General features: G+C 60.2%; 17 protein-coding genes. 6 read left to right on the top strand and 11 right to left on the bottom strand.

From position 1 onward, the window contains the following. Position 1: 1 nt before the first annotated feature. From U862_RS0120515 to yaaA, 8 genes are all read right to left on the bottom strand, one after another. Positions 2 to 1,462 (bottom strand): alginate O-acetyltransferase, encoded by a 1,461-nt coding sequence (locus U862_RS0120515; protein ID WP_025112132.1) that lies wholly within the window; start codon positions 1,460 to 1,462, stop codon positions 2 to 4. Between the two features lie 10 nt (positions 1,463 to 1,472). After that, positions 1,473 to 3,059 (bottom strand): mannuronan 5-epimerase AlgG, encoded by a 1,587-nt coding sequence (gene algG, locus U862_RS0120520; protein ID WP_025112133.1) that lies wholly within the window; start codon positions 3,057 to 3,059, stop codon positions 1,473 to 1,475. Positions 3,060 to 3,085: 26 nt separating this feature from the next. Beyond that, positions 3,086 to 4,567, bottom strand: a complete 1,482-nt coding sequence (locus U862_RS0120525; RefSeq protein WP_025112134.1) for an alginate export family protein — start codon at positions 4,565 to 4,567, stop codon at positions 3,086 to 3,088. After that, on the bottom strand, positions 4,564 to 6,069 hold the full coding sequence (gene algK, locus U862_RS0120530) for an alginate biosynthesis TPR repeat lipoprotein AlgK (protein WP_025112135.1): 1,506 nt from the start codon (positions 6,067 to 6,069) through the stop codon (positions 4,564 to 4,566). Before algK ends, U862_RS0120525 begins: the two co-directional genes overlap by 4 nt. Before the next feature lie 15 nt (positions 6,070 to 6,084). Continuing rightward, positions 6,085 to 7,254: an alginate biosynthesis protein Alg44 gene (locus U862_RS0120535; RefSeq protein ID WP_025112136.1), complete on the bottom strand. Its 1,170-nt coding sequence runs from the start codon at positions 7,252 to 7,254 to the stop codon at positions 6,085 to 6,087. A gap of 35 nt (positions 7,255 to 7,289) precedes the next feature. Further along, positions 7,290 to 8,771 (bottom strand): mannuronan synthase, encoded by a 1,482-nt coding sequence (alg8, locus tag U862_RS0120540; protein WP_371262583.1) that lies wholly within the window; start codon positions 8,769 to 8,771, stop codon positions 7,290 to 7,292. A gap of 106 nt (positions 8,772 to 8,877) precedes the next feature. Beyond that, positions 8,878 to 10,194, bottom strand: a complete 1,317-nt coding sequence (locus U862_RS0120545) for a nucleotide sugar dehydrogenase (protein ID WP_025112138.1) — start codon at positions 10,192 to 10,194, stop codon at positions 8,878 to 8,880. An 810-nt stretch (positions 10,195 to 11,004) separates the two neighbouring features. Further along, complete coding sequence (gene yaaA / locus U862_RS0120550) at positions 11,005 to 11,784, bottom strand: peroxide stress protein YaaA (RefSeq protein ID WP_025112139.1); 780 nt, start codon at positions 11,782 to 11,784, stop codon at positions 11,005 to 11,007. A 233-nt stretch (positions 11,785 to 12,017) separates the two neighbouring features. Between yaaA and U862_RS0120555 the strand changes: the two genes are divergently transcribed. The 6 genes from U862_RS0120555 (at position 12,018) to U862_RS0120580 (ending at position 17,286) form a co-directional block, all read left to right on the top strand. Next, entirely contained in the window at positions 12,018 to 13,094 is a 1,077-nt protein-coding gene (locus U862_RS0120555) for a polysaccharide deacetylase family protein (RefSeq protein WP_371262584.1), read from the top strand. Positions 13,095 to 13,431: 337 nt separating this feature from the next. Next, complete coding sequence (locus U862_RS0120560) at positions 13,432 to 14,826, top strand: PhoH family protein (protein WP_025112141.1); 1,395 nt, start codon at positions 13,432 to 13,434, stop codon at positions 14,824 to 14,826. Positions 14,827 to 15,063: 237 nt separating this feature from the next. Next, positions 15,064 to 15,537 carry a cyclic pyranopterin monophosphate synthase MoaC gene (gene moaC / locus U862_RS0120565; protein ID WP_007972660.1) on the top strand — a complete coding sequence of 158 codons (474 nt, stop codon included), beginning with the start codon at positions 15,064 to 15,066 and terminating at the stop codon, positions 15,535 to 15,537. Beyond that, positions 15,534 to 15,776: a molybdopterin converting factor subunit 1 gene (moaD, locus tag U862_RS0120570; protein ID WP_025112142.1), complete on the top strand. Its 243-nt coding sequence runs from the start codon at positions 15,534 to 15,536 to the stop codon at positions 15,774 to 15,776. The genes moaC and moaD overlap by 4 nt, the downstream gene beginning before the upstream one ends. Positions 15,777 to 15,779: 3 nt before the next feature. Beyond that, positions 15,780 to 16,232 carry a molybdopterin synthase catalytic subunit MoaE gene (gene moaE, locus U862_RS0120575; RefSeq protein ID WP_025112143.1) on the top strand — a complete coding sequence of 151 codons (453 nt, stop codon included), beginning with the start codon at positions 15,780 to 15,782 and terminating at the stop codon, positions 16,230 to 16,232. 277 nt (positions 16,233 to 16,509) lie between these two features. Next, entirely contained in the window at positions 16,510 to 17,286 is a 777-nt protein-coding gene (locus U862_RS0120580; RefSeq protein WP_025112144.1) for an ABC transporter substrate-binding protein, read from the top strand. Positions 17,287 to 17,589: 303 nt separating this feature from the next. On the opposite strand, the gene U862_RS0120585 is transcribed toward U862_RS0120580, so the two are convergent. From U862_RS0120585 to U862_RS0120595, 3 genes are all read right to left on the bottom strand, one after another. Further along, complete coding sequence (locus tag U862_RS0120585; RefSeq protein ID WP_025112145.1) at positions 17,590 to 18,216, bottom strand: transcriptional regulator; 627 nt, start codon at positions 18,214 to 18,216, stop codon at positions 17,590 to 17,592. Between the two features lie 93 nt (positions 18,217 to 18,309). After that, complete coding sequence (locus tag U862_RS0120590) at positions 18,310 to 19,437, bottom strand: FAD-binding oxidoreductase (RefSeq protein ID WP_025112146.1); 1,128 nt, start codon at positions 19,435 to 19,437, stop codon at positions 18,310 to 18,312. A gap of 151 nt (positions 19,438 to 19,588) precedes the next feature. Further along, the gene (locus tag U862_RS0120595) at positions 19,589 to 20,533 is read right to left on the bottom strand and encodes an ornithine cyclodeaminase family protein (RefSeq protein ID WP_025112147.1); all 945 of its coding nucleotides are present in this window, start codon (positions 20,531 to 20,533) and stop codon (positions 19,589 to 19,591) included. Between the last annotated feature and the right edge of the window lie 20 nt (positions 20,534 to 20,553).

Below are 20,553 nucleotides of genomic sequence, written 5' to 3' on the forward strand. Positions count from 1 at the left end.
CTCATTGCCCGACCTGAGCGGTTTGTTGCCCAGCGCCCGGGAATACGTTGCGTTTGCAGATTTTCGCTTCGACTTTTTGTGGCGCGGTGCCCGCTTCCGGACCCTGGACTTCGACGGCCAGCAGGTTTTGCGAGGCCCAGTCTTCGTCGGTGCGCAACTCAAAGGCGAAACGACCGTCGGTGTCGGAGGTTTCCGGTTTCTCGATTTTGATGTCCTCGTGGCGACCGTTCATGTACCAGAGGGTGGCGTGCAGGGTTTTCACCGAGGTGTCGGCGAAGCGGATGTCGACCTGGTGGCTGCTGTTCTGCAGGTTCAGGTTCTTGCTGTTGACCAGCAGTTCTTGCTTGGTGCCCGGTTTCAGCGTGGTGCTGCCGGTCATCTGGGCCTCTTTGCCTTCGCAGCCGTTGTCGAGCAGGGACATCATCTGGCGATAGATGGTTTCCTGATCGAGGCGGTACAGCGGCGAGAATTCCCATATGAGAATCTTCGGTGGGGTCTTCTGGAATTCGTCGCTGCCCAGGTACTGCAGCATCGAGCCTTCCAGACCACCGCCGGGGAAGGCGACGTTGAGAATGTCGGCGCCGATGGCTTCTTCGAGGAAGCCGGCGAAGTTGTAGTTCTTGCCGCTGTGCGAGGTGCCGACCAGAGTGATCTGCGGGTTGCCGGAGTCACCGAACAGGTCGCCGTCACCGGCTTCGCCTTTCGGCTCGGTGGTGAACTGGTCCATGTACTGGATCGCGTAACTGGTGCCGCACAGTTGCCCGGCCATGTTGTGCAGGGTGCCGGTCTTGCCCATGCGCCCGGAGCGCTTGGTCTCGAATTCACGCTTGGGAATGTCGGCGAAGGCCGGGATCTGCTTGACCTTCTCGGCGACGATTTTTGCCGTGCGCTGCGCACCGTACGGCGTCCAGTGCTGGTCGCCGCGGAAGTAGAAATCGTGGGCGGGCAGGGTGTCCGGCAGCGATTCGTTGGTCAGCGGCGACAGGTCCGGCACCACGTAACCCATCTTGGCGAAACGCCCGAGCATGGTTTTGTAGTTGCCCAGCGCTTTGTCGTAATCGAACGCGGCTTTTTCTTGCGGGTTGAGCTTGTTGCGGTTCACCAGACCACGGGTCGGCTGATAGACGATCACCAGTTCAACGCCCTTGGCCTTGAACGCATCATGCAGCTGTTGCAGGCGTTTGTAGCCAGCCGGGGTGGTGTTGAATTCGGTGCGCAAATCTTCCTGGGTCCGGAACAACCAGTCGCCCTGCGCCTGCACCAGGGTGGTGAAGTTCTGCTGATAACGCGTGGTGTAGTTCTTTGCGTCGTGGGCGGCGGGGCACAGGTTGCAGCACGGTTCGGCGCTGAACTTCGGCGGTGTGGCACCCGCCGCTGCGTCGGCGCGAGCGCCTTGGCTGGCCGCTAGAATGCCCACGGTCAGGGCCGACAGGCTGAGTAATTTGATCAAGTGTGGGTGCATAAAATTATCCTCAGTCCCGCATTTCGGTCTGGCGTTCGACAGGGTCGATCAGCACGGCTTTCTGCTGGCGCACCAGCAGGTCGAGAATTTCATCCTGGCGCTCGCCGAGGATGCCGTTGAAGCTGATGCCGCTGGATTTGGTTGGCGCCAGCATCGATACGCGGTACAGCTCGACGCTCAACGGCGAGTCGATGGCCATCGGGCCGCTGCCGTTGGCCGCCAGTTCACCGCCGACCACGATCAGCGATACTTGGGCGTCGAACGGGTCGAGCTTGATGTCACGGTCGGTGTCGGTCAGGTCCTTGATGTGGCCGTAGACGCCGGTCAGGCCGTTGGCCATGGCAACGTTTTCGTAGAGGCGGATGTTCACGCTGTTACGAATGCGGATGCCGTGGCGCTTGTTGCTGATGACCTTGTTGCCCCACAGCAAGTTGTCGGCGGACTCGTAGAGGGTGATGCCGTCGGTGTGGTTCTTGTAGATCTCGTTGTAGGCAATGATGTTGTTGACGCTGTTACGGTCGATCACCAGGCCCGAGAGGTGGTTGTCGTAGCTCTTGTTGTTGAAGATGAAGCTGTCGTTGACCTCGCGGGAAATAATGATCCCGTGCTTCTTCTTCGTACCGTGGACAGTGTTCTCGGCAATGATCAGACCGTGGGAACGGTCGTGCGGGTCGATGCCGTAGACGATGTTGTCCTTGTAGGTGTTGCCCTTGACCACGAAGTCGCGGGTCTCGTAGCAGTAGAAGCCGTACCACATGTCCGAGAACTCGGAGCCGACGATCCAGCCAGTCGGCTCGGGGCGCTTGAGGACCTTGGCCATGTTCGGTGTGTACTGGGAAATACTCACCCCGTACGACTTACTGTTGGCGTAGCCGAAGCTGGCCATCTTGCTGTTGACGATGTAGGTCTCGGTGCCACCCCAGGCCAGCAGGAACGGACGAAATTCCTTCGGCGAACGGAAGGTGGCCGGGCCGTTGTCCTTCTCGCGCCAGCCGGTGACCTTGGTGTCACGCACGAACAGCTGGCCGTCGTTGACCAGGAATGAACCGGCCTCTTGCGACAGGCGCAATTCCTGGGTCTGGCCATCGATTTCGAGGATGCCTTTGCGCCCGACCACGATCGGCAACTTCGCCAGGTACACGCCCGGCGAGGTTTCGCTGAAGTACTGCTTGGGCAGTTTCTGCGCCAGATCCTTGAGGTTCAGGTAACCGTCGTCGACGAAGATCGCCTGCGGGATGCCGTGCTGACGCACCACCCATTCAGCCATCTTGTTGTCGCCGCCGATGAAGTCCTTCAACGCGTCTTCCTGCATCATCCGGCGTACGCTGATCTTGCCCGCTTTGCTGCGCACGATTTTCGCGGCGGCGGCCTCGGCGGTAAAACCGGACAGGTCGGGCAGTTTCGGCTTGGCCAGTTCCAGCGCCTCGGTCGGCGCGCTGCTGACGGTGTAGGTCTTGGCTTGTTGCAGCTCTTTGGCGGTGGTCACCGGTTTGCCCTGTTGAGGCACAGCCGGTTCCACCGTGGCAAAGGCGCCAGCGGAGGCCAGCAGCATGGCGCCGGCCAACAGGCTGATCGAGCCTTTCCTTGCATGGTGCATGTCGGGCACTCCCTTGGCGGTTTGCATCAGAAGCGCCAGATCACGTCGATGAACGCGCGGTGCATGTACGAGTCAACCTGCTTGCCGTAGGCATCGCCCGGTTTGAACACACCGCCACGGAAACGCACGAGGGCCGAAGGCTCGTCGATCGACTGGCTCAGCGCCGCCGGCAACAGGCCTTGCTTGAAGTACTTGGTGACGACCAGGTCCATCTCCTGACCCAAGTCCTTGTTGCCGTCTTCAAGCGGCAGCGAAGTGCTGGAGAGGATCGCGCCGGTGACGTCGTCGGTGTTGTTTTCCACGGCATTGATGCCGTTGCTGCCCACCGGCTTGTTGCCGTCCACGCGCCAGAACTTGTGGTAGATCAGGCTGGCGTCGTACTGGTCGTTGAGCATCCACGAACCGAACAGGGTGGCGGTCTGCATATTGCTCATTTCGCCTCGGAACGCTTCGCCGAAACGGTGAACGCGTGATCGCGTACCGGTGTAGTTGGAGCGGTTGCTCTCCAGACCATTCTGTTGGTAATCGGCGCTGGCACGGGCATACGCCGCACCGACCTGCCACTGCGGATCGAGGCGCAGACGCACGCCGAGGTCGGTGGCCCAGCCGTTGATGTCATCGCTGCGCTTGGCTTGTGCCGGGCGCGTGCCATCGGCGTTCAAGGCGTTGACCGTGTCACGGTCGCCGCTCATGCCGGTGATGCTGCCCCAGTAGTTGACGGTATTGGTGTTGCGCCAGTTATAGGCGTCGCTGTCGGCGGTCAGGCCGAGCCAGCTGATGTCGCCGTTCTGGGTTTTGTCGAGTGTGTCGCGAGGTACACCGGGTTCGGCGTAATCGAGTTTGCCGTCATCGTGGGTGTGGTGGCCGCGAATACCGACCCACTGGCCCGGTGTCCACTGGTAAGCAGCATCGGCGTAGGCGTGCAGGCGATCCTTGTCTTTCGGTGCCAGCTCTTTCAGGTCGGTGCGGTATTCGCTGAAGCGTTCGGCGACACCGGCGTTGGCGCGCAACAGGGTGGTGTCGAAGGTCCAGTTCAGCGCTTCGATGTTGGTGTCGCGCCATTGGCCGTCGTCGTTGCGCAGGCGCTGGCGACCGAACTTGAGGATCTCGCCGGGGTAGGGCGTGAAGCCGCTGTAGCCGACCCAGAACTCGCGCATCGCGAGGTAGTTTTTCTTGGTCTGGCGGTCACCGCTGTCGGTGGTTTCGGCGCCGTCGGATTGCTGCAAGGTGTCGGTCTCGATGATATCGGTCGAGGTCACGGCCTGGCCCATGGCGTAGGCGCTCCACGCGCCGCTTTCGCCGTAGATCCACGGACGCAGGTCCAGGCCCACACCGTTGACGTCGCCACCGGGTGCGGTGCCGAGGTCGCGGTCGTCTTCGGACTGGCCGGTGATTTTCACTTCCAGGCCGAAGTTCTTGCTTTCGGTCATCGCGGCCAGTGTCGGGCAAGACCAGATCAGCGCGAACGTGAGGCCAATACCAGCCTTCACAAAGGGATTCAACTTCATAGGGATTCCTCGCCGTCTTCTTCTTGCAGGGCGTGCAGTTGCAGCGTGTTCTGGTTCAGGGCGCCACGGCTGGCCTGTTCCTGTTGCAGCAGGCGCTGGGCTTCGGCCAGACGCTCGGGCGGCAATTGCGCTGCGAGGGTGGTCGCCAGTTCATCGGCTTGCGGGGTGTTCTGCGCCTTGGCCAACTGGCTGAACACATAGGCGTTGAGCGGGTCGGGCTGGGTGCCCTTGCCTTGGGAAAACAGTTGGGCGATGGCGAAATCGGCGCTGTTCTGGCCGTTGCGTGCAGCGGTCAGCAGGTGGTCGAGGGCCTTCTGCGGATAAACCTTGCCGAGGTATCCACGGCGATAGATCTGGCCGAGGTAATAGTCGGCGGCGACTTCACGACCGACGGCTTTCTGGAAGTGTGCTTCGGCAACTTTCGCGTCGGCCGGCACCAGTTTGCCTTCGTAGTAGAGCTTGCCCAGCAACAGTTCTGCGCGCGGCTGGTCAGCTGCGCGGCCGTTGTCGAGGTACTTCATCATCTGGTCGACGTCGCCCAGTTCCGGGTAGTCGTAGAGCAGTTGCGCGAGGGTCACCCACGATGCCGGGTAGCCTGGTGCGATCGGTTCGAGCAGCGACTGCGCGGTCTTCTCGTCGGTTTTGCCCAAGGTCGAATCGGCCAGCACGCGGGCCACGGAATCGACACGCTGCGCGCTGACCGTGCCACGGCTGTAACCAGCGTGCATCTGCTTGATCAGCTCGGCCTGTTGCTCCGGCCGGGCACGTTTCTGATAGACCGTGGCGAGTTCGACGTAGCAGATGTCGGTGGTGTTGAGCGCGGCCTTGCAGATCTTTTCCACGTCATCCAGATGCTGGTCGTAGGTGCCTTGGGTGCGATAGAGCAGCACCTGCGCCAGATCGGCTTCCGGGTAGCCGGATTTGCGCCACTGATCGATCTGCTGCTGGGCGTTGATGTTGGGGAAGCTGTGCGGGTATTGCAGGTACAGCATCGCCAGCGGGATCAACGTATTGCCTTCGCCATTGGCGGCGGCTTTTTTCAGCAGGCTTTCGGCTTCGTGGTGCTCGGCCTCGGTCGAGCCTGGCTTGGCCACCAGCAGGCGCCCGAGACGGGCCTGGGCCCGTGGCGAAACGTCAGCGGCGGCGCGGTAGGTCGCCTCGGCCTGTTTGATCTGCTCGGGGTCGCGGCTGTCGACCTGGATGTCGGCGAGGCCAACCTGAGCTTCGCTGTAACCGAGGTCGGCCAGTGCCCGGTAGTTCTGCGCGGCGGTCGCGGTGTCACCACGCTTGAGCGCTTCGTTGGCCAGACGCTGGTCGGGCAGGCCGGCGCAACCTGCCAGAGAGACTGCTAATGCAACTGCACACAGAGGACCCATGTGGGAGCGGGCTTGCTCGCGAAGGCGGTGTGTCAGCCCACACTGATTCTGAATGTTGAAGCGCATTCGCGAGCAAGCCCGCTCCCACAAGGGCTGCGGCGTATTCAAGAGAGTTGGAGTAGTCACAGGCATGTCCTCGACTTAAAGACCGGCAGCCATGGCTTTGTCGATCAGCCAGTTCAGGTTCGGGCCACGGTCGCTGTTCACTTCCACCGGGCGGCCGGCGAAGGTGCTGTCCAGCGGCTCGTCCGGCTGGATCTGCACGCGGATGTCGGAGGACAGGTCAGCGCTCTTCAGGCTGGTGCTGCTGATGATCTTGCCGGTGCGGGTCTGGTCTTCGCCGGCGATCTGGAAGCTCACGTGAGTGCCCGGACGCACGTCGCCGAACTGGCGATAAGAGAAACGTGCATCGACAGTGGCCTGGGTGTTGCGCGGTACCAGCGTGAAGATCACGTCGCCCTTGCTCGCGTACTGACCGTCGGCCACCAGTTGCTGGGCCACGGTGCAGTCGCAAGGGGAGGTCAGGGTGCCGGTCATTTGCTTGCCGAACAGTTCTTCCACCTTGGCCGGTTGCAACTGGTCTTCGTCCAGATGGCCCTTGAGCACGTCGAGCATGCTGGTGCTGAAGGTCGCCAGCGGTGCGCCTTTGGCCGCGACGCCGTCGGACTTGACCAGGCTCTGCACGGTGCCGTCGCGCGGCATGGTGATGTTCATCCCCGGCACGCTGACCAGACCTGCTTGCGCATGGCTGACGAAGTACATGCCGTACACCGACTTGAAGACGAAACCGAACGCCACCAGACCAATGGCAAAGACCCCGGCGCTGAAGGTCACCGCTTTCAGACGCCCGAACGGGGTCATGCCGCTGCCGCCGTCCTTGACCTTGCGCGCCTTGGTGAAGTTGTCGCGCTGCAGGGTCGCCAGCACTTCACCCATGCTGACGATGTCGCCGGCCAGGTGCGAAGTGATCAAGTGGCGCAGGGTCGAGATGTCCTGCGGTTCCAGGTTCTGGAACTGGCAACCGGCGCGACCGGTCTGGCGGTCGTAGGAGCGCACTTGCAACTCGACGTCCATGGCCAGGCCGAGGTTGTCGATCACGAATTGCAGACGCGCCTTGTACACCTCGCCGAGGGTCAGCGGCACTTGCCCGGCGTTGAACGCCAGACCACCGGCGGAGAGGTCAATGACCCGCGCTTCGACCGGCGTCCGGTCGGGGCCGAAGAAGCGCAGTTTGGCCGGGATTTTCACTCGGGCGTGCTGACGCTGGGCTTCGGATTCATGCACTACGTTGGCGTTGACGGCGGTATTCATAGGGGCGATTTCCTTGTTAATTCAATGGGGGCGGGTCAGACCATCATCAGCAGCACGGCGACGAAAATGCTGCCGGCGGAGAAGGTCATGGTCCGAGACGACCAGGTGTTGAACCAACGTTGAAAGCTGGCGAGATCACGGGTCAGGGAAGTGGGTTGGCGAGTCCAGGATTGCTGGTCGAGGCGGAAGAACACGTAGATCTTCACCAGCGCACCGACGATCTGGTTGTAATAGAGGATCGCCGGGTAGGCCGGGCCGATCCGGTGACCGGAGCACGACAGCAGCAGGGTCAGAATCAGTCGGGTGATGCCGATCCACAGCAGGTAGGCGAGGATGAAAGCGCCGCCGTACTTGAAGCTGGCGATGATGGCGACGGTCAGGCCCAGCAGCGAGGTCCACATCGAGACGCGCTGATCGAACAGCACCACCGAGGTGAACGCGCCAAGGCGTTTCACACCCAGGCCCAGCGCTCGCGAGTTCTGGCGCAGGTTGTTGCCGTACCAGCGGAACATCAGTTTGCGGCTGGCCTTGATGAAGCTCTTTTCCGGCGGGTGTTCAACGGTGTTGATCGCCGCGTCCGGCACGTAAAAGGTGTCGTAACCCAGGCGCATCAGGCTGAACCAGCTCGACTTGTCGTCGCCGGTGAGAAACTTGAAACGGCCCAGGCGCCAGTGTTGCAGCGAGTCGCTTTCGACGTCGGCGATGAATTCAGGGTCGGTCACCACGGTGGCGCGGAACACCGACATGCGTCCGGTCATGGTCAGTACGCGCTTGGACAGGGCCATCGAGCACATGTTGATGTGGCGCTGGGCGAAACGCAGCTTGTGCCATTCGCTCATGATGTAGCCGCCGCGCACTTCACAGAACTCGTTGGTGGTCAGGCCGCCGACGTTGCCGAACAGCTGGAACCACGGCACGGTCTTGCGCACGGTGCCTTCGCCGAGCACGGTGTCGCCATCGATCACGGCCACAACGGCGCGGTCGTCCGGCAGGTGGCGGGAGATCGCGCGGAAACCATAGGCCAGGCCATCGCGTTTGCCGGTGCCGGGAATGCGCACGAAATCGAGCTTGACCCGCTCCGGCGGATTCATCCGCGCCCACAGCGCTTTGACCAGCAACTCATCGGACATTTCGACGATCGAGCAGACCACGGTGGTCGGCAGGTCGCAGTCGATTGCTTCGCGGATCACCGAGCTGTAGACCTGCGCGGTGGTCAGCGCGTCGATACGGAAACTGGTGACCATCAGAAACACATGCGACGGGTCCGCCGCCTTACCCAGCTTGCGCACTTTGCGGCGCAGGTGCGGGTAAACGATGTAGAGAAAAATCATGCCGCGCACAAAGTGCGTTGCACCCATCGAGTAGCGCCAGATACCCACGGCGCCAATCAGGAAAATGAAGTCCTTCGACTCGGAGTCGAACGTGGACGTGGGCAGCATCAAGGCCAGGCCCATCAACAAACTGAGGTAAAACAGCCAACCGGCGGCCTGAAGTAGGCCGTGCTTTAGCCTGTGCATAATCTGCATCCGTCTCGATCTCGGGCGAGCCGTTTGGGTGGCCCGATGGGGTTAAGGCAGGCGAAGAACCGGCCGGGGGTTCAAATTCCCCGGCCGGAAGGCTGACTTACCAGCAGATACCTTCGGTGCGAGTACCGGCGTTGGTGGCTTTGGCCATGAAGCCCACCAGGTCGATGACCTGTTTGCCGTGCGGTGCTTGCTGGGCCAGCGAACGGAATTTCTCGTCGCGGTTGCCGAGGATGATTACGTCGGAGTTGTCGATCACCGAATCGAAGTCCGCGTTGAGCAGGGACGACACGTGCGGGATCTTCGACTCGATGTAGTCCTTGTTCGCGCCATGAACACGGGCGTACTCGACGTTGCTGTCGTAGATGCTCAGGTCGTAGCCCTTGCCGATCAGCATTTCGGCCAGTTCCACCAGCGGGCTTTCGCGCAGGTCATCGGTCCCGGCCTTGAAGCTCAGGCCGAGCAGGGCGACTTTGCGTTTGTCGTGGCTTTCAACGATGTCGAAGGCGTTCTGCACTTGCGATTCGTTGCTGCGCATCAGCGAGTTGAGCAGCGGCGCTTCGACGTCCAGCGAACCGGCGCGGTAGGTCAGGGCGCGCACGTCTTTGGGCAGGCACGAACCGCCGAAGGCGAAGCCCGGGCGCATGTAGTACTGGGACAGGTTGAGGGTCTTGTCCTGGCAGACCACGTCCATCACTTCACGGCCATCGACGCCGACCGCTTTGGCGATGTTGCCGATCTCGTTGGCGAAGGTCACTTTGGTCGCGTGCCAGACGTTGCAGGTGTACTTGATCATCTCGGCAACGGCGATGTCCTTGCGGATGATCGGTGCGTCGAGTTCTTCGTACAGCGACTGCAGAACGTCGCCCGAGGCCTTGTCGAACTCGCCGATGACGGTCATCGGTGGCAGGTCGTAGTCCTTGATCGCGGTGGATTCACGCAGGAACTCCGGGTTGACCGCAACGCCGAAGTCGACGCCGGCCTTCTTGCCCGAGCAGTCTTCGAGAATCGGGATCACCACGTTGGCGACGGTACCCGGCAGCACGGTGCTGCGAACCACGATGGTGTGGCGGGTGGTTTTTTCACGCAGCACGAAACCGATCTCGCGGCACACCGCTTCGATGTAGTTCAGTTCCAGGTCGCCGTTCTTCTTGCTCGGTGTACCGACGCAGATCATCGACAGGTCGGTGTCACGAATCGCCTCGGCGAAGTTGGTTGTACCGCGCAGACGACCGGTCTCGATCCCTTGTGCCAGCAGCTCGCCCAGACCCGGCTCAACAATCGGGGATTTACCCGCATTGATCATGTCGATCTTGTCTTTGGCAACATCGACGCCAACCACGTCATGGCCCCGTGCAGACAGGCAACCGGCACACACTGCGCCAACGTAACCCAAACCAAATATGCTGATGCGCATCGCAATTACCTCTGTGTTTTATCAAGCCATTAGATGGCCGGAGTTAATGGTGTTCAGCGGTCATAGTGCACTCGGAAGTGCGGCATACAGGCGCCACAATGCCGTGTGCAGGCATACTAAGTTCCGAGTGTCTAAATAAGTGCACTCAAGATGTGCGCAACTAGGCCTAGTTGTTATGACTTGCCCTGTTATGCAGCCGATCTTCTTGCTGGAAGACTCATGTGCATGTGTCCAGTCCACCTGATGTCGGACGTAACGCCCGTAGATCAAGCGGTTGGGTGCTCAGGCGAGCACGTTTACAGGGGCGCAGCCTTGGCCTTGTAGAGGATGTTTATGGTGCGTATCACCTATCCATCGTTAGTTGATCAGAAGAGTGAACCATCTAGGCAAGTTGCTGTGACAACTTGGTTACATGGTTCTCCGCTCTGCGTAAGTTATCTCGTACAAACTCAGCGAGAATCGTTACCGGTGGTATGAGCTATGCATTTGGACATAGTTCCTACCCACTCATCGCGAAATCTGAAATTTTTTGAAATATTGCTATAGATGGCACTGGTCTCAATTTGATAGCACTTTCGATTTCGCCCTTTATAAATAGGCGGCTAATCGCGTTAGATGTTTTTGTGCCACTACCGTGAAAAAATTTACGTGCCACTACTGAAAAAAATCACGGCTGTCGAGTGAAACTAAAATTAGAATTGGAGGGGACGATTTTATGTCGCCAATAAAACGGCGAAATAGTGCGAGGGATTTTTGACGTCGTGCGAGCTGCACGACTCTTTATAGAAAGAGTCGTGCAATGGGCATGCTTTATTCCGGGGCGTGGTCGCGCAAAAACACCAGATTGTCGGGTTTCGATTGCTCGGCGCTGAAGCGATAGCCCTGCACATCGAACTGTTTGAGGGCGGCCGGATCGTTGATCCGTTCCTGAATCACGAAACGGCTCATCAGGCCACGGGCCTTCTTCGCGTAGAAACTGATGATCTTGTACTGGCCATTTTTGAAGTCCTTGAACTCGGTGTTGATGATTCGCGCATTCAGGGCGCTGCGCTTGACCGCCGAGAAGTACTCGTTGGAGGCCAGGTTCAGCAGCACGTCATCACCTTGCTCGACGAGCGCTTCGTTGAGCCATTCGCTGATGCGCGTGCCCCAGAAGGCGTACAGGTCCTTGCCTCGGGCGTTGGCCAGTTTGGTGCCCATTTCCAGACGGTACGGTTGCATCAGGTCCAGCGGACGCAGCAGGCCATAGAGGCCGGAGAGCATGCGCAGGTGCTTTTGCGCGTAATCGAACTGGGCTTCGCTGAACGATTGCGCGTCGAGACCGGTGTACACGTCACCCTTGAACGCGAGCAGGGCCTGCTTGGCGTTTTCCGGGGTGAAGGCGGGGGTCCAGCTGCCGAAACGCGCGGCATTGAGGCCGCCGATCTTGTCGGACACGTGCATCAGTTCGCTGATTTGCGCCGGGCTCAGTTCGCGCAGTTGCTGGATCAGCTCCTGGGAGTGGTCGAGGTATTGCGGCTGGGTGAAGCGCTGGGTCGCCGGCGGTGTTTCGTAATCGAGGGTCTTGGCGGGGGAAATCACCATCAGCATGAAGTCGTCTCCTTTAATCGTGGGGGCGATTCTAGGGGCTTGGCCGAGTTGACTCCAGCTATGAGCGTAATAGGTGATCGATGGCCTGCCACAATCCCCATGTGGGAGGGGGCATTTGTGTGGCTAAGGGAAATAGGGCGGGATCAGCTATAGTGCCGCGCGGGTTTTGTTATGGAGACACCCCTTTGCGCATTGTTCTTTTATTCACCGCGTGGCTGTTGAGCTGCGGTGCCATGGCGGCACCGGGTGATGTGGCGACGCTGGATCGCAGCACCTGGCCCGAGCAGCTCAGCAACCCGACCCTGTTCGACGTCGCGTCTCGCGCCGAAATCCTCATGTTTGCCCGTGGCCTGCTCGGCACCGAGGCGCTGGACGAGGCCGCTCTGGCCCAGCGTCTGGGGCTGCGCACGGTCAATATCGACGCGATCAGCAGCCTGCGTCAGCGGTTGTGGGAACGCCTGTTGGCCGGCTACAACTTCGCCCAGCAGAGCTGTGATCAGGACGCCTCGTTCTGCTTTCTCGTCGAGGACCTGCCGACGCTGCGCGAGCAGGCTGCCAAATTCGTGGTCAGCGACGACAGTTATTACACCAAGTGGGCAGAGCCGAGCCGGCTGTTTCATTTGCAGTACCTGGACGAGCTGATGCGCAAGGCCGCGCTGTCGCCGCAGACCAGCAGCGAAGTCGATCGTTTCGGTGACTACGAGCGCAATGGCGACGAGATGCATGACCGGCTGTTTCTGCTGAGTTTCGACAGCGCCGCCAATCTGCAGCCGGACAATACCGACTGGATCGCCGACTACCTGCGCAAGTCCAGTTTGAGCGGCACCTTCTTCCTGCTGGGCAAGGACGTACAGGCGCGGCTGGCAGATCGCTCGGTAAGCAACCTGCAATCGGAGTTCTCGAAACAGTGCGTTGGCGTGCAGGGCTGGGAATTCCGCTCCCACAGCCACTGGCAGGACTGGCAGGACTCGGTGCGCCGCAGCAGCGATCTGGTGAAGAGCAAGTTGCCGGAAAATTACGTGCCGCTGTTCCGTCCTCCAGAGGGGCAGCGACGCAGCGATGCCGGCAGTTTCTTCCGTAATCAGGGCCTGCAAGTGGCACTGTGGGACATCGATGCCCAGGACGGCGCGGGCAAACTCAAGGGGGCACCGAGCGCGCAGCGGGTGTTGACCCTGATGCTGTTGTGGCGCCACGGGGTGATCAATTTCAACATGAAGCAGGATGCGGTGAAGACCGCGTTGCCGTGGTTGATCACGCAAACTGCGCAAAGCGGCATCGGTTGGGAAGACTGTCAGGACGGGTTTCGCTGATAAACGGCAAAAGCCCGTAAACATTGGGCTTGTGGCGATTTTTTTGCAGGATTCGATGCAGGCGGACTTCCGACTTTAGCGGGGTCTGGACGGTCCGCCAAGGGCTTTTCGTCACTCTGCAAAATAAACTTAAAAAAACCGTCAAAGTGCTTTTTTATGTCATGGGTTTTGGAGTATTACGAAGACAGACCGCCGAAACCTGCAACACAGGTGGCGTCTTCCAAGACCCGTTTGTTTGCAGTCACTTGAATCTCCGCAGGTGAGGTTTCGGCAGTCACTTCGAGGCGCAGCACCGCCCAGGTATTGCGTCGAATGGCTCCCACAAAGGTGACCGAGTATGGATGATCACGGACGTAGCCCTTCTTCCAACCAGCCAATCCTTTATGTACTCGATACCAACGTATTGATTCACGATCCAAATGCCCTGCTGAATTTCGAAGAACACCACGTCGCGATCCCGATGACCGTGCTTGAGGAACTGGACAAGCTCAAGAGCGGGCATCACAGCGTTGCCGCTGAATGTCGTCAGGCGATCCGTTTGATTGACAAGACCTTGGGCGATGCCTCCCCCGAGGATGTCGAACTGGGCGTGCCGATCCAGCGCGGCAAGGGTGGGCCGAAAGGCTTGCTGTCAATTCTGATGAGCAAGCAGGCCGAGTCGAACCTGATTCTGCCCGAGCACCTGAACGACAACAAAATCATCAACCAGTTGATCGACTTGCACACCCGTGATCCGAAGAAAGCGGTGGTGCTGGTTACCAAAGACATCAACATGCGTCTCAAGGCGCGCGCCTGCGGCATCGATGCCGAGGATTACAGCACCGACCAATTGGTCGATGACGTGTCCTTGCTGCCCAACGGCTACCACAACATGACCGGCTCGTTCTGGGACCGCGTGAGCAAGGTCGATACCCGTCAGGATCACGGCCGCACCTGGCATCAGGTGCAACTGATCGACAACCTGCCGGCGGTGCACATCAACGAGTTCATCATCGACGAACAGGGCTTTGTCGGCTGGATCAAGGAGATCGACGAGGCCAAGCTGCTGATTCTCGATCTGCACCAGGAACCGCTGCTGCACCAGGAAGCCTGGGGCCTCAAACCGCGGGATATCTATCAGAGCCTGGCGCTGTATGCGCTACTGGATCCGGATATTCATCTGGTCAACCTGTCGGGTGCGGCAGGTTCGGGTAAAACCATTCTGGCGCTGGCTGCGGCCATCGAGCAGACCATGGTCAGCAAGCGCTATCGCCGGATCATCGCGACCCGCAGCGTGCAGGGCCTGGACCAGGAAATCGGCTTCCTGCCCGGCACTGAAGCGGAAAAAATGGAGCCGTGGCTGGGCGCCATCACCGACAACCTCGAAGCCTTGCACATGGATGACGAAAACACCCATGGCAGCGTCGACTACATCCTCAGCAAAGTACCGTTGCAGTTCAAATCACTCAATTACATTCGTGGTCGCAGCTTCCAGCAGAGCCTGATCCTGATCGACGAATGCCAGAACCTCACGCCGCACCAGATGAAAACCATCATCACCCGGGCCGGCGCCGGTTCCAAAGTGGTGTGCCTGGGTAACCTGGCACAGATCGATACCCCTTACCTGTCCGCGACCAGTTCCGGGCTGACCTACCTGACCGAACGCTTCAAGGATTTCCCCAACGGTGTGCACATCACCTTGCAGGGAGTACCGCGCTCGATTCTGGCCGAATACGCCGAATCGCATTTGTAACCCTTCAACCGAAACCGGGCGGCCCGAAAGCCGCCCGGTTTTTTATGGATAAATGTATATCCCTGTGGGAGCGAGCCTGCTCGCGAATACGGTGTGCCAGTCACCATCGATGTAGCCTGATGCACCGCCTTCGCGAGCAAGCTCGCTCCCACTGGGGGACGGTGTGAATTCATAATCAATGATGCGGAAATTTGACCCGCAGGTTTACAATCCCTGCTCCTGATCAGGAGTAATCCCGTGCTGACTCATCTCGATTCCCAAGGTCGCGCCAACATGGTCGACGTCACCGAAAAAGCCGTGACGTTCCGTGAGGCGACCGCCCAGGCGCTGGTGCGCATGCTCCCCGAAACCCTGCAGATGATCGTCAGCGGCGGCCATCCCAAGGGCGATGTGTTTGCCGTGGCGCGGATCGCCGGCATTCAGGCGGCGAAGAAGACCAGTGATCTGATCCCGCTGTGCCATCCGCTGATGCTCACCGGCGTCAAGGTCGAACTCAGCGCTGAGGGCGACGACAGTGTGCGCATCGTTGCGCGCTGCAAGCTGTCCGGGCAGACCGGCGTGGAAATGGAAGCACTGACCGCTGCCAGCGTCGCCGCACTGACCATCTACGACATGTGCAAGGCTGTGGATCGTGGCATGACCATCGAAAGCGTGCGTCTGCTGGAGAAGGTCGGCGGCAAGAGCGGGCATTTCCAGGCGGAGCAGCCATGAACCTGACGGTAAGGTTTTTCGCCCGTTACCGTGAAGCGCTGGGCGTGGACTCGGTGGCGGTCGAAGGTGATTTCGCCACCGTCGATGACGTGCGTGCACTGCTCGCGCAACGTGAGGGTGCCCAGGTGTTGAGCGAACAGAACCTGATGTGCGCCCGCAACGAAGACCTGTGCCAGCTCGACGAGCCGGTGAGTGACGGCGACGAAGTGGCGTTTTTCCCCACCGTGACCGGAGGCTGAGCCATGGCGATTCGTGTGCAGTCCACGGCGTTCGATCCCGGTGCTGAAGTCAATGCGATGCACGCGGCCAACGTTGGCGTTGGTGCAGTGGTGAGTTTTGTCGGTTATGTGCGCGACTTTAACGACGGCCTTGATGTGGCGGGAATGTTCCTCGAACACTATTCGGGCATGACCGAAAAAGCCCTCGGCAAGATCGCTGTCGAGGCCGAGCAGCGCTGGCCGTTGCTCAAGCTGGAAGTGTTACACCGCATTGGCGCGCTGGAGCCGGGTGAGCCGATCGTGTTTGTCGGTGCAGCCAGTGCCCATCGTCAGGCCGCTTTCGATGCCTGCGCCTTTGTCATGGACTACCTGAAAACCCGTGCACCGTTCTGGAAGAAGGAAAACACCAGCGACGGCCCGCGTTGGGTGGAAGGGCGTGACAGTGATCATGCCGCTGCAGATCGCTGGAAGAAGTAGTTCTTCATAGCGTCTGCAAGTCCGTCTTCGCGAGCAGGCTCGCTCCCACATTTGAATCTTCACGTACACAGACTTTGTGCCCGGCGCAGATCTCCTGTGGGAGCGAGCCTGCTCGCGAAGGCGTCATCAGCAAAACCGCAATCTCTGCCTCTTTGCCCGATTGACGGTTTGTACGTAAAAGTCCAGTATGGATTTACAAGTACAAAAAACTGTCTCCCTCCGTTCCAGCTCTTTCTTCTGTCTTGCCAAACCAACAACAACCCGCGAGAGAACGAACATGAAGAAACTCCCCCTCATCACCGGTCTGGCCCTGAGCCTGTTGGCGTGCACCAGTGCTTTTGCCGCCGAGAAAACCTTGCGTATCGGCATTGAAGCGGCTTATCCGCCGTTCGCCTCGAAAACCGACAAAGGTGAAATTGTCGGTTTCGACTATGACATCGGCAATGCCCTGTGCGCGCAGATGAAAGTCAAGTGCGTCTGGGTCGAGGGTGAGTTCGATGGCCTGATTCCTTCGCTGAAGGTGAAGAAAATCGACATGGCCCTGTCGTCGATGACCATCAACGAGGACCGCAAGAAGTCGGTGGATTTCACCCACAAGTACTACTTCACCTCGTCGCGACTGGTAATGAAGGACGGTGCTACGGTGGATGATCAGTACGCCAGCCTCAAGGGCAAGAATGTCGGTGTGCAGCGCGCCACCACCACCGACCGTTATGCCACCGAGGTGTTTGAACCCAAGGGCATCAACGTCAAGCGCTACAGCAACAACGAAGAGATCTACATGGACCTGGCGGCCGGGCGGCTGGATGCGATTTTCGCCGACACCATCCCGCTGACGGACTTCCTGTCGATGCCGCGAGGCAAGGGTTATGCGTTTGTCGGGCCGGAACTGAAAGACCCGAAATACGTGGGCGAGGGCGCGGGGATTGCGGTGCGCAAGGGCAATGGCGAGCTGGTCAGCGAGTTGAACACAGCCATCGACGGGATTCGTGCCAGTGGCGAATATCAGAAGATTTCCGAGAAGTATTTCAAGTCTGATATCTACGGCGACTGAGGAGCCGCCTTCGGGAGCAAGCCCCCTCCCACAGGGGAGCGCCTTCCAATGTGGGAGATTTGGGAGAAGTATTTCAAGTCTGATATCTACGGCGACTGAGGAGCCGCCTTCGGGAGCAAGCCCCCTCCCACAGGGGAACGCCTTCCAATGTGGGAGATTTGGGAGAAGTATTTCAAGTCTGATATCCACGGCGACTGAGGGCCCGCCTTCGGGAGCAAGCCCCCTCCCACAGGGGAACGCCTTCCAATGTGGGAGGGGGCTTGCTCCCGAAGGGGCCTGATCAGGCAATACAGCTTATGGAGCCTAGCCCTTCAATTCCTTCAAGTGCTTGTAGACCGTCGCCCGCCCCATGTTCAGCACATTGGCCACATAGTTCGAGGCGCTCTTGCCCTTGAAGGCGCCTTCGGCGTGCAGGGCCAGCACCAGTTCGCGCTTGTGATCGCGGGTCAGCAGATTCAGGCTCAACTGGCGTTCGCGCAGCCAGGCGTGGAGGAAGGTGTTGATCCGTTCCTGCCAGTCATCGCGAAACAGTGAGTCCGGTTGCGGGATCAGTTTGCTCGGCGACAGGAACAGGTCCAGCGCGGCCTTGGCATTTTCGAACAGCGAAATATTCAGGTTGATGCACAGCACTGCCAGCGGCCGGCTTTCGCTGTCGCGCAGCACCGTGCTCAGGCTGCGAATCTTCTGGCCGTCCCAATTGAGCTTTTCGTACGGGCCGATGTTGCGGTCGCTGACATCCTCGCTGAGCATGTCTTCGAGTGATGAATCGTCGCCAATCTCGCGTTTGGACAGGTTGTTGGCGATGTAGTCGACTTTTTGTGTACGCAGGTCGTGCAGCACCACTTCGGCGTGGGGAAAGAACAGCGTGGCGATGGCGTCGGCGACGGCACGGAAGTTATCCAGTGCCGGATCGAATTCGGGGGCGGTCATGTCTGTGGAGCTCCAGGCGGCGTCAACGCCCCCGTGAACAGGGGGCGCTGCGAGTGTGCCGCAATCCGTTGGGCGCGTCATCCGCGAGGGTGCTCAGCCCAGCCGGGCAGGGGAGAGCATGGCGCTGCTCAGACCGAACTGCTGCAGCGGCTCAGGCAGCGGCTGACCGCGCAGCAATGCCGCGCTGGCCTGCCCCATGGCCGGTGAGGTCTGAATGCCATAACCGCCCTGGGCGGCGACCCAGAACAGCCCCGGCACTTGTGGATCGAAGCCGCTGAGCAGATCGCCGTCCGCGACAAAGCTGCGCAAACCGGCCCAGGTGCGGGTCGGGCGACGGATGCTCAGGGTCGTGGCTTCTTCGATCTGGTAGATGCCCATGGCGATGTCCAGCTCTTCGGGCTGCACGTCGTGAGGCTCGACCGGGTCGGCGTTGGCCGGCGAACCGAGGAACATCCCGGCGTCGGGTTTCATGTAGAACGATTCGTCGAGGCTGACCAGCATCGGCCAGTGGTGAGTGTCGACGCCCTCGGGGCCGGCAAAGATAAAAGCTGCGCGGCGTTTGGGTTGCAGCCCGAGCAATTGCGCGCCAGCCAGAGCGCCGATCTTGTCGGCCCAGGCGCCGGCGGCGTTGATCACGACGGGTGCGCTGAAGGTCTGGCCGTTGGTCTGCACTTGCCATTGGCCATCGGCGTCGCGACTCAGGCCGAGCACTTCGCAATCGGTGTGCACTTCGCCGTTGTTGCGGCGGATGCCGCGCAGGTAACCCTGATGCAGGGCGTCGGTGTCGATGTCGCTGGCGGTCGGGTCGTAGATCGCACCGTGAACCTTTTCCCGACGCAGAATCGGCAGCCGTGCGCAGGCTTCGTCGGCGCTGAGCAATTGCATCTCCGGTACCGTGGCCTTGGCGCTGAGGTACTGGTTGTGCAGTTCGGCGGCGTCACCGGTGAAATCAACAGTCATTTCGCCGCGCGGCGTAAGCAATGGGTGCTCGCAGAAGCCGCTTGGCGGATGATCGAAAAATTCACGGCTGGCCAGCGTCAGCGCCCGCACCTGCGGTGTTCCGTACGCAGCGGAGTACAGCGCCGCCGAGCGTCCGGTGGAGTGGTAGGCCGGGTGCGACTCACGTTCCAGCACAATCACTTTGGCGTGCGGCGACAGCCAGAAACCGGTGGAAGCGCCGGCAATCCCGCCGCCGATGATGATGAAGTCTGCCTGGCTCATGAAAGTCTCCGGTGTGGACGCAATATCAAGGAGTTCGCTGATCACCCTGTGGGAGCGGGCTTGCTCGCGAAGGCGGTGTGTCATTCGTTGAATAAATTGCCTGACACGGCCTCTTCGCGAGCAAGCCCGCTCCCACAGGGGATTTGTGGTGTTACAGGTTCAGCTGATAAATCGCATTCGCCAGCGCGATGTCTTCCAGGCCCAGGCCGATTGAACGGAAAAATACGTGACGGTCGTAACCGGGGCGCGGCACTTTTTCGCTGAGCAGATCGGCCAGGTCACCGACAATTGCTGCCTTGTCCCAGCCATGCTGTTCAGTGGCGAGCAGCATCTCACCGGCCGAGCCCGGCGTGGTCAGCCGATAGTCGCAGAACACCTTCATGGCGTTGAGGCTCTGTGGCGGTACTTCATGGGCGCGTGGGGCGTTGGTGCTGATCGAGGTGATCAGCGCTGGTTTGCCTAAGGTGGCCGGATCAATCACCGGCCCGGCGGACGAGGTGCAGAGCATGATCACGTCGGCTTCGGCGAAAGCGGCTTCGCGGCTGTCGGCGATCTTCAGATCGGGTGCGATAGCTTTCAAATGTGCCTGAGTTTCGGCGTCTTCGAGCAACGAGGGCGAATACACGCTGATGCTCTGCCAGTCGCGCAGACCTTTCACGTAATGCAGATGCGCCTGGGCGACCTTGCCGCTGCCGATGATCGCCAGTCGCGTGGCATTCAGCGGCGCGAGGGCGTCGACCGCCACGGCGGTGGTCGCGGCGGTACGTGCGGTGGTCAGTTCGCCGGCATCGCACAGCAGCAACGGCTGACCGGTTTGCATCGACATCAACAGCGTCCACGCTGTCACCAACGGCCCCTGTTCTCGAACGATGTACGGTGACGTCTTGACCCCGTACACGCCATCTTCGGCCAGCACACCCAGGTAATTGATGAAGTCGCCGGCACCTTGCGGGAATTCCACCAGTTGCTGCGCCGGTTGCACGGCGAGTCCGGCGGCGAGGTCGCGAAACAGTTTGCGCAGGATTTGCGGCACGTCGATGCGTGTCAGCAGCTCGCGAGCCTGGGCTTGGTCGATCACGTTGGGCTTACTGGGCATGTCAGGCTCCGGCGTCTAAA

The organism is Pseudomonas sp. H1h, assembly GCF_000633255.1.
Taxonomy (GTDB): domain Bacteria; phylum Pseudomonadota; class Gammaproteobacteria; order Pseudomonadales; family Pseudomonadaceae; genus Aquipseudomonas.

Bases quoted from the DNA above. Each gene is read 5' to 3' on its own strand.
- U862_RS0120515 (WP_025112132.1), bottom strand. From the start codon at position 1,462: ATGCACCCACACTTGATCAAATTACTCAGCCTGTCGGCCCTGACCGTG.
- algG (WP_025112133.1), bottom strand. From the start codon at position 3,059: ATGCACCATGCAAGGAAAGGCTCGATCAGCCTGTTGGCCGGCGCCATG.
- U862_RS0120525 (WP_025112134.1), bottom strand. From the start codon at position 4,567: ATGAAGTTGAATCCCTTTGTGAAGGCTGGTATTGGCCTCACGTTCGCG.
- U862_RS0120535 (WP_025112136.1), bottom strand. From the start codon at position 7,254: ATGAATACCGCCGTCAACGCCAACGTAGTGCATGAATCCGAAGCCCAG.
- alg8 (WP_371262583.1), bottom strand. From the start codon at position 8,771: ATGCACAGGCTAAAGCACGGCCTACTTCAGGCCGCCGGTTGGCTGTTT.
- U862_RS0120545 (WP_025112138.1), bottom strand. From the start codon at position 10,194: ATGCGCATCAGCATATTTGGTTTGGGTTACGTTGGCGCAGTGTGTGCC.
- yaaA (WP_025112139.1), bottom strand. From the start codon at position 11,784: ATGCTGATGGTGATTTCCCCCGCCAAGACCCTCGATTACGAAACACCG.
- U862_RS0120555 (WP_371262584.1), top strand. From the start codon at position 12,018: ATGGCGGCACCGGGTGATGTGGCGACGCTGGATCGCAGCACCTGGCCC.
- U862_RS0120560 (WP_025112141.1), top strand. From the start codon at position 13,432: ATGGATGATCACGGACGTAGCCCTTCTTCCAACCAGCCAATCCTTTAT.
- moaD (WP_025112142.1), top strand. From the start codon at position 15,534: ATGAACCTGACGGTAAGGTTTTTCGCCCGTTACCGTGAAGCGCTGGGC.
- moaE (WP_025112143.1), top strand. From the start codon at position 15,780: ATGGCGATTCGTGTGCAGTCCACGGCGTTCGATCCCGGTGCTGAAGTC.
- U862_RS0120580 (WP_025112144.1), top strand. From the start codon at position 16,510: ATGAAGAAACTCCCCCTCATCACCGGTCTGGCCCTGAGCCTGTTGGCG.
- U862_RS0120585 (WP_025112145.1), bottom strand. From the start codon at position 18,216: ATGACCGCCCCCGAATTCGATCCGGCACTGGATAACTTCCGTGCCGTC.
- U862_RS0120590 (WP_025112146.1), bottom strand. From the start codon at position 19,437: ATGAGCCAGGCAGACTTCATCATCATCGGCGGCGGGATTGCCGGCGCT.
- U862_RS0120595 (WP_025112147.1), bottom strand. From the start codon at position 20,533: ATGCCCAGTAAGCCCAACGTGATCGACCAAGCCCAGGCTCGCGAGCTG.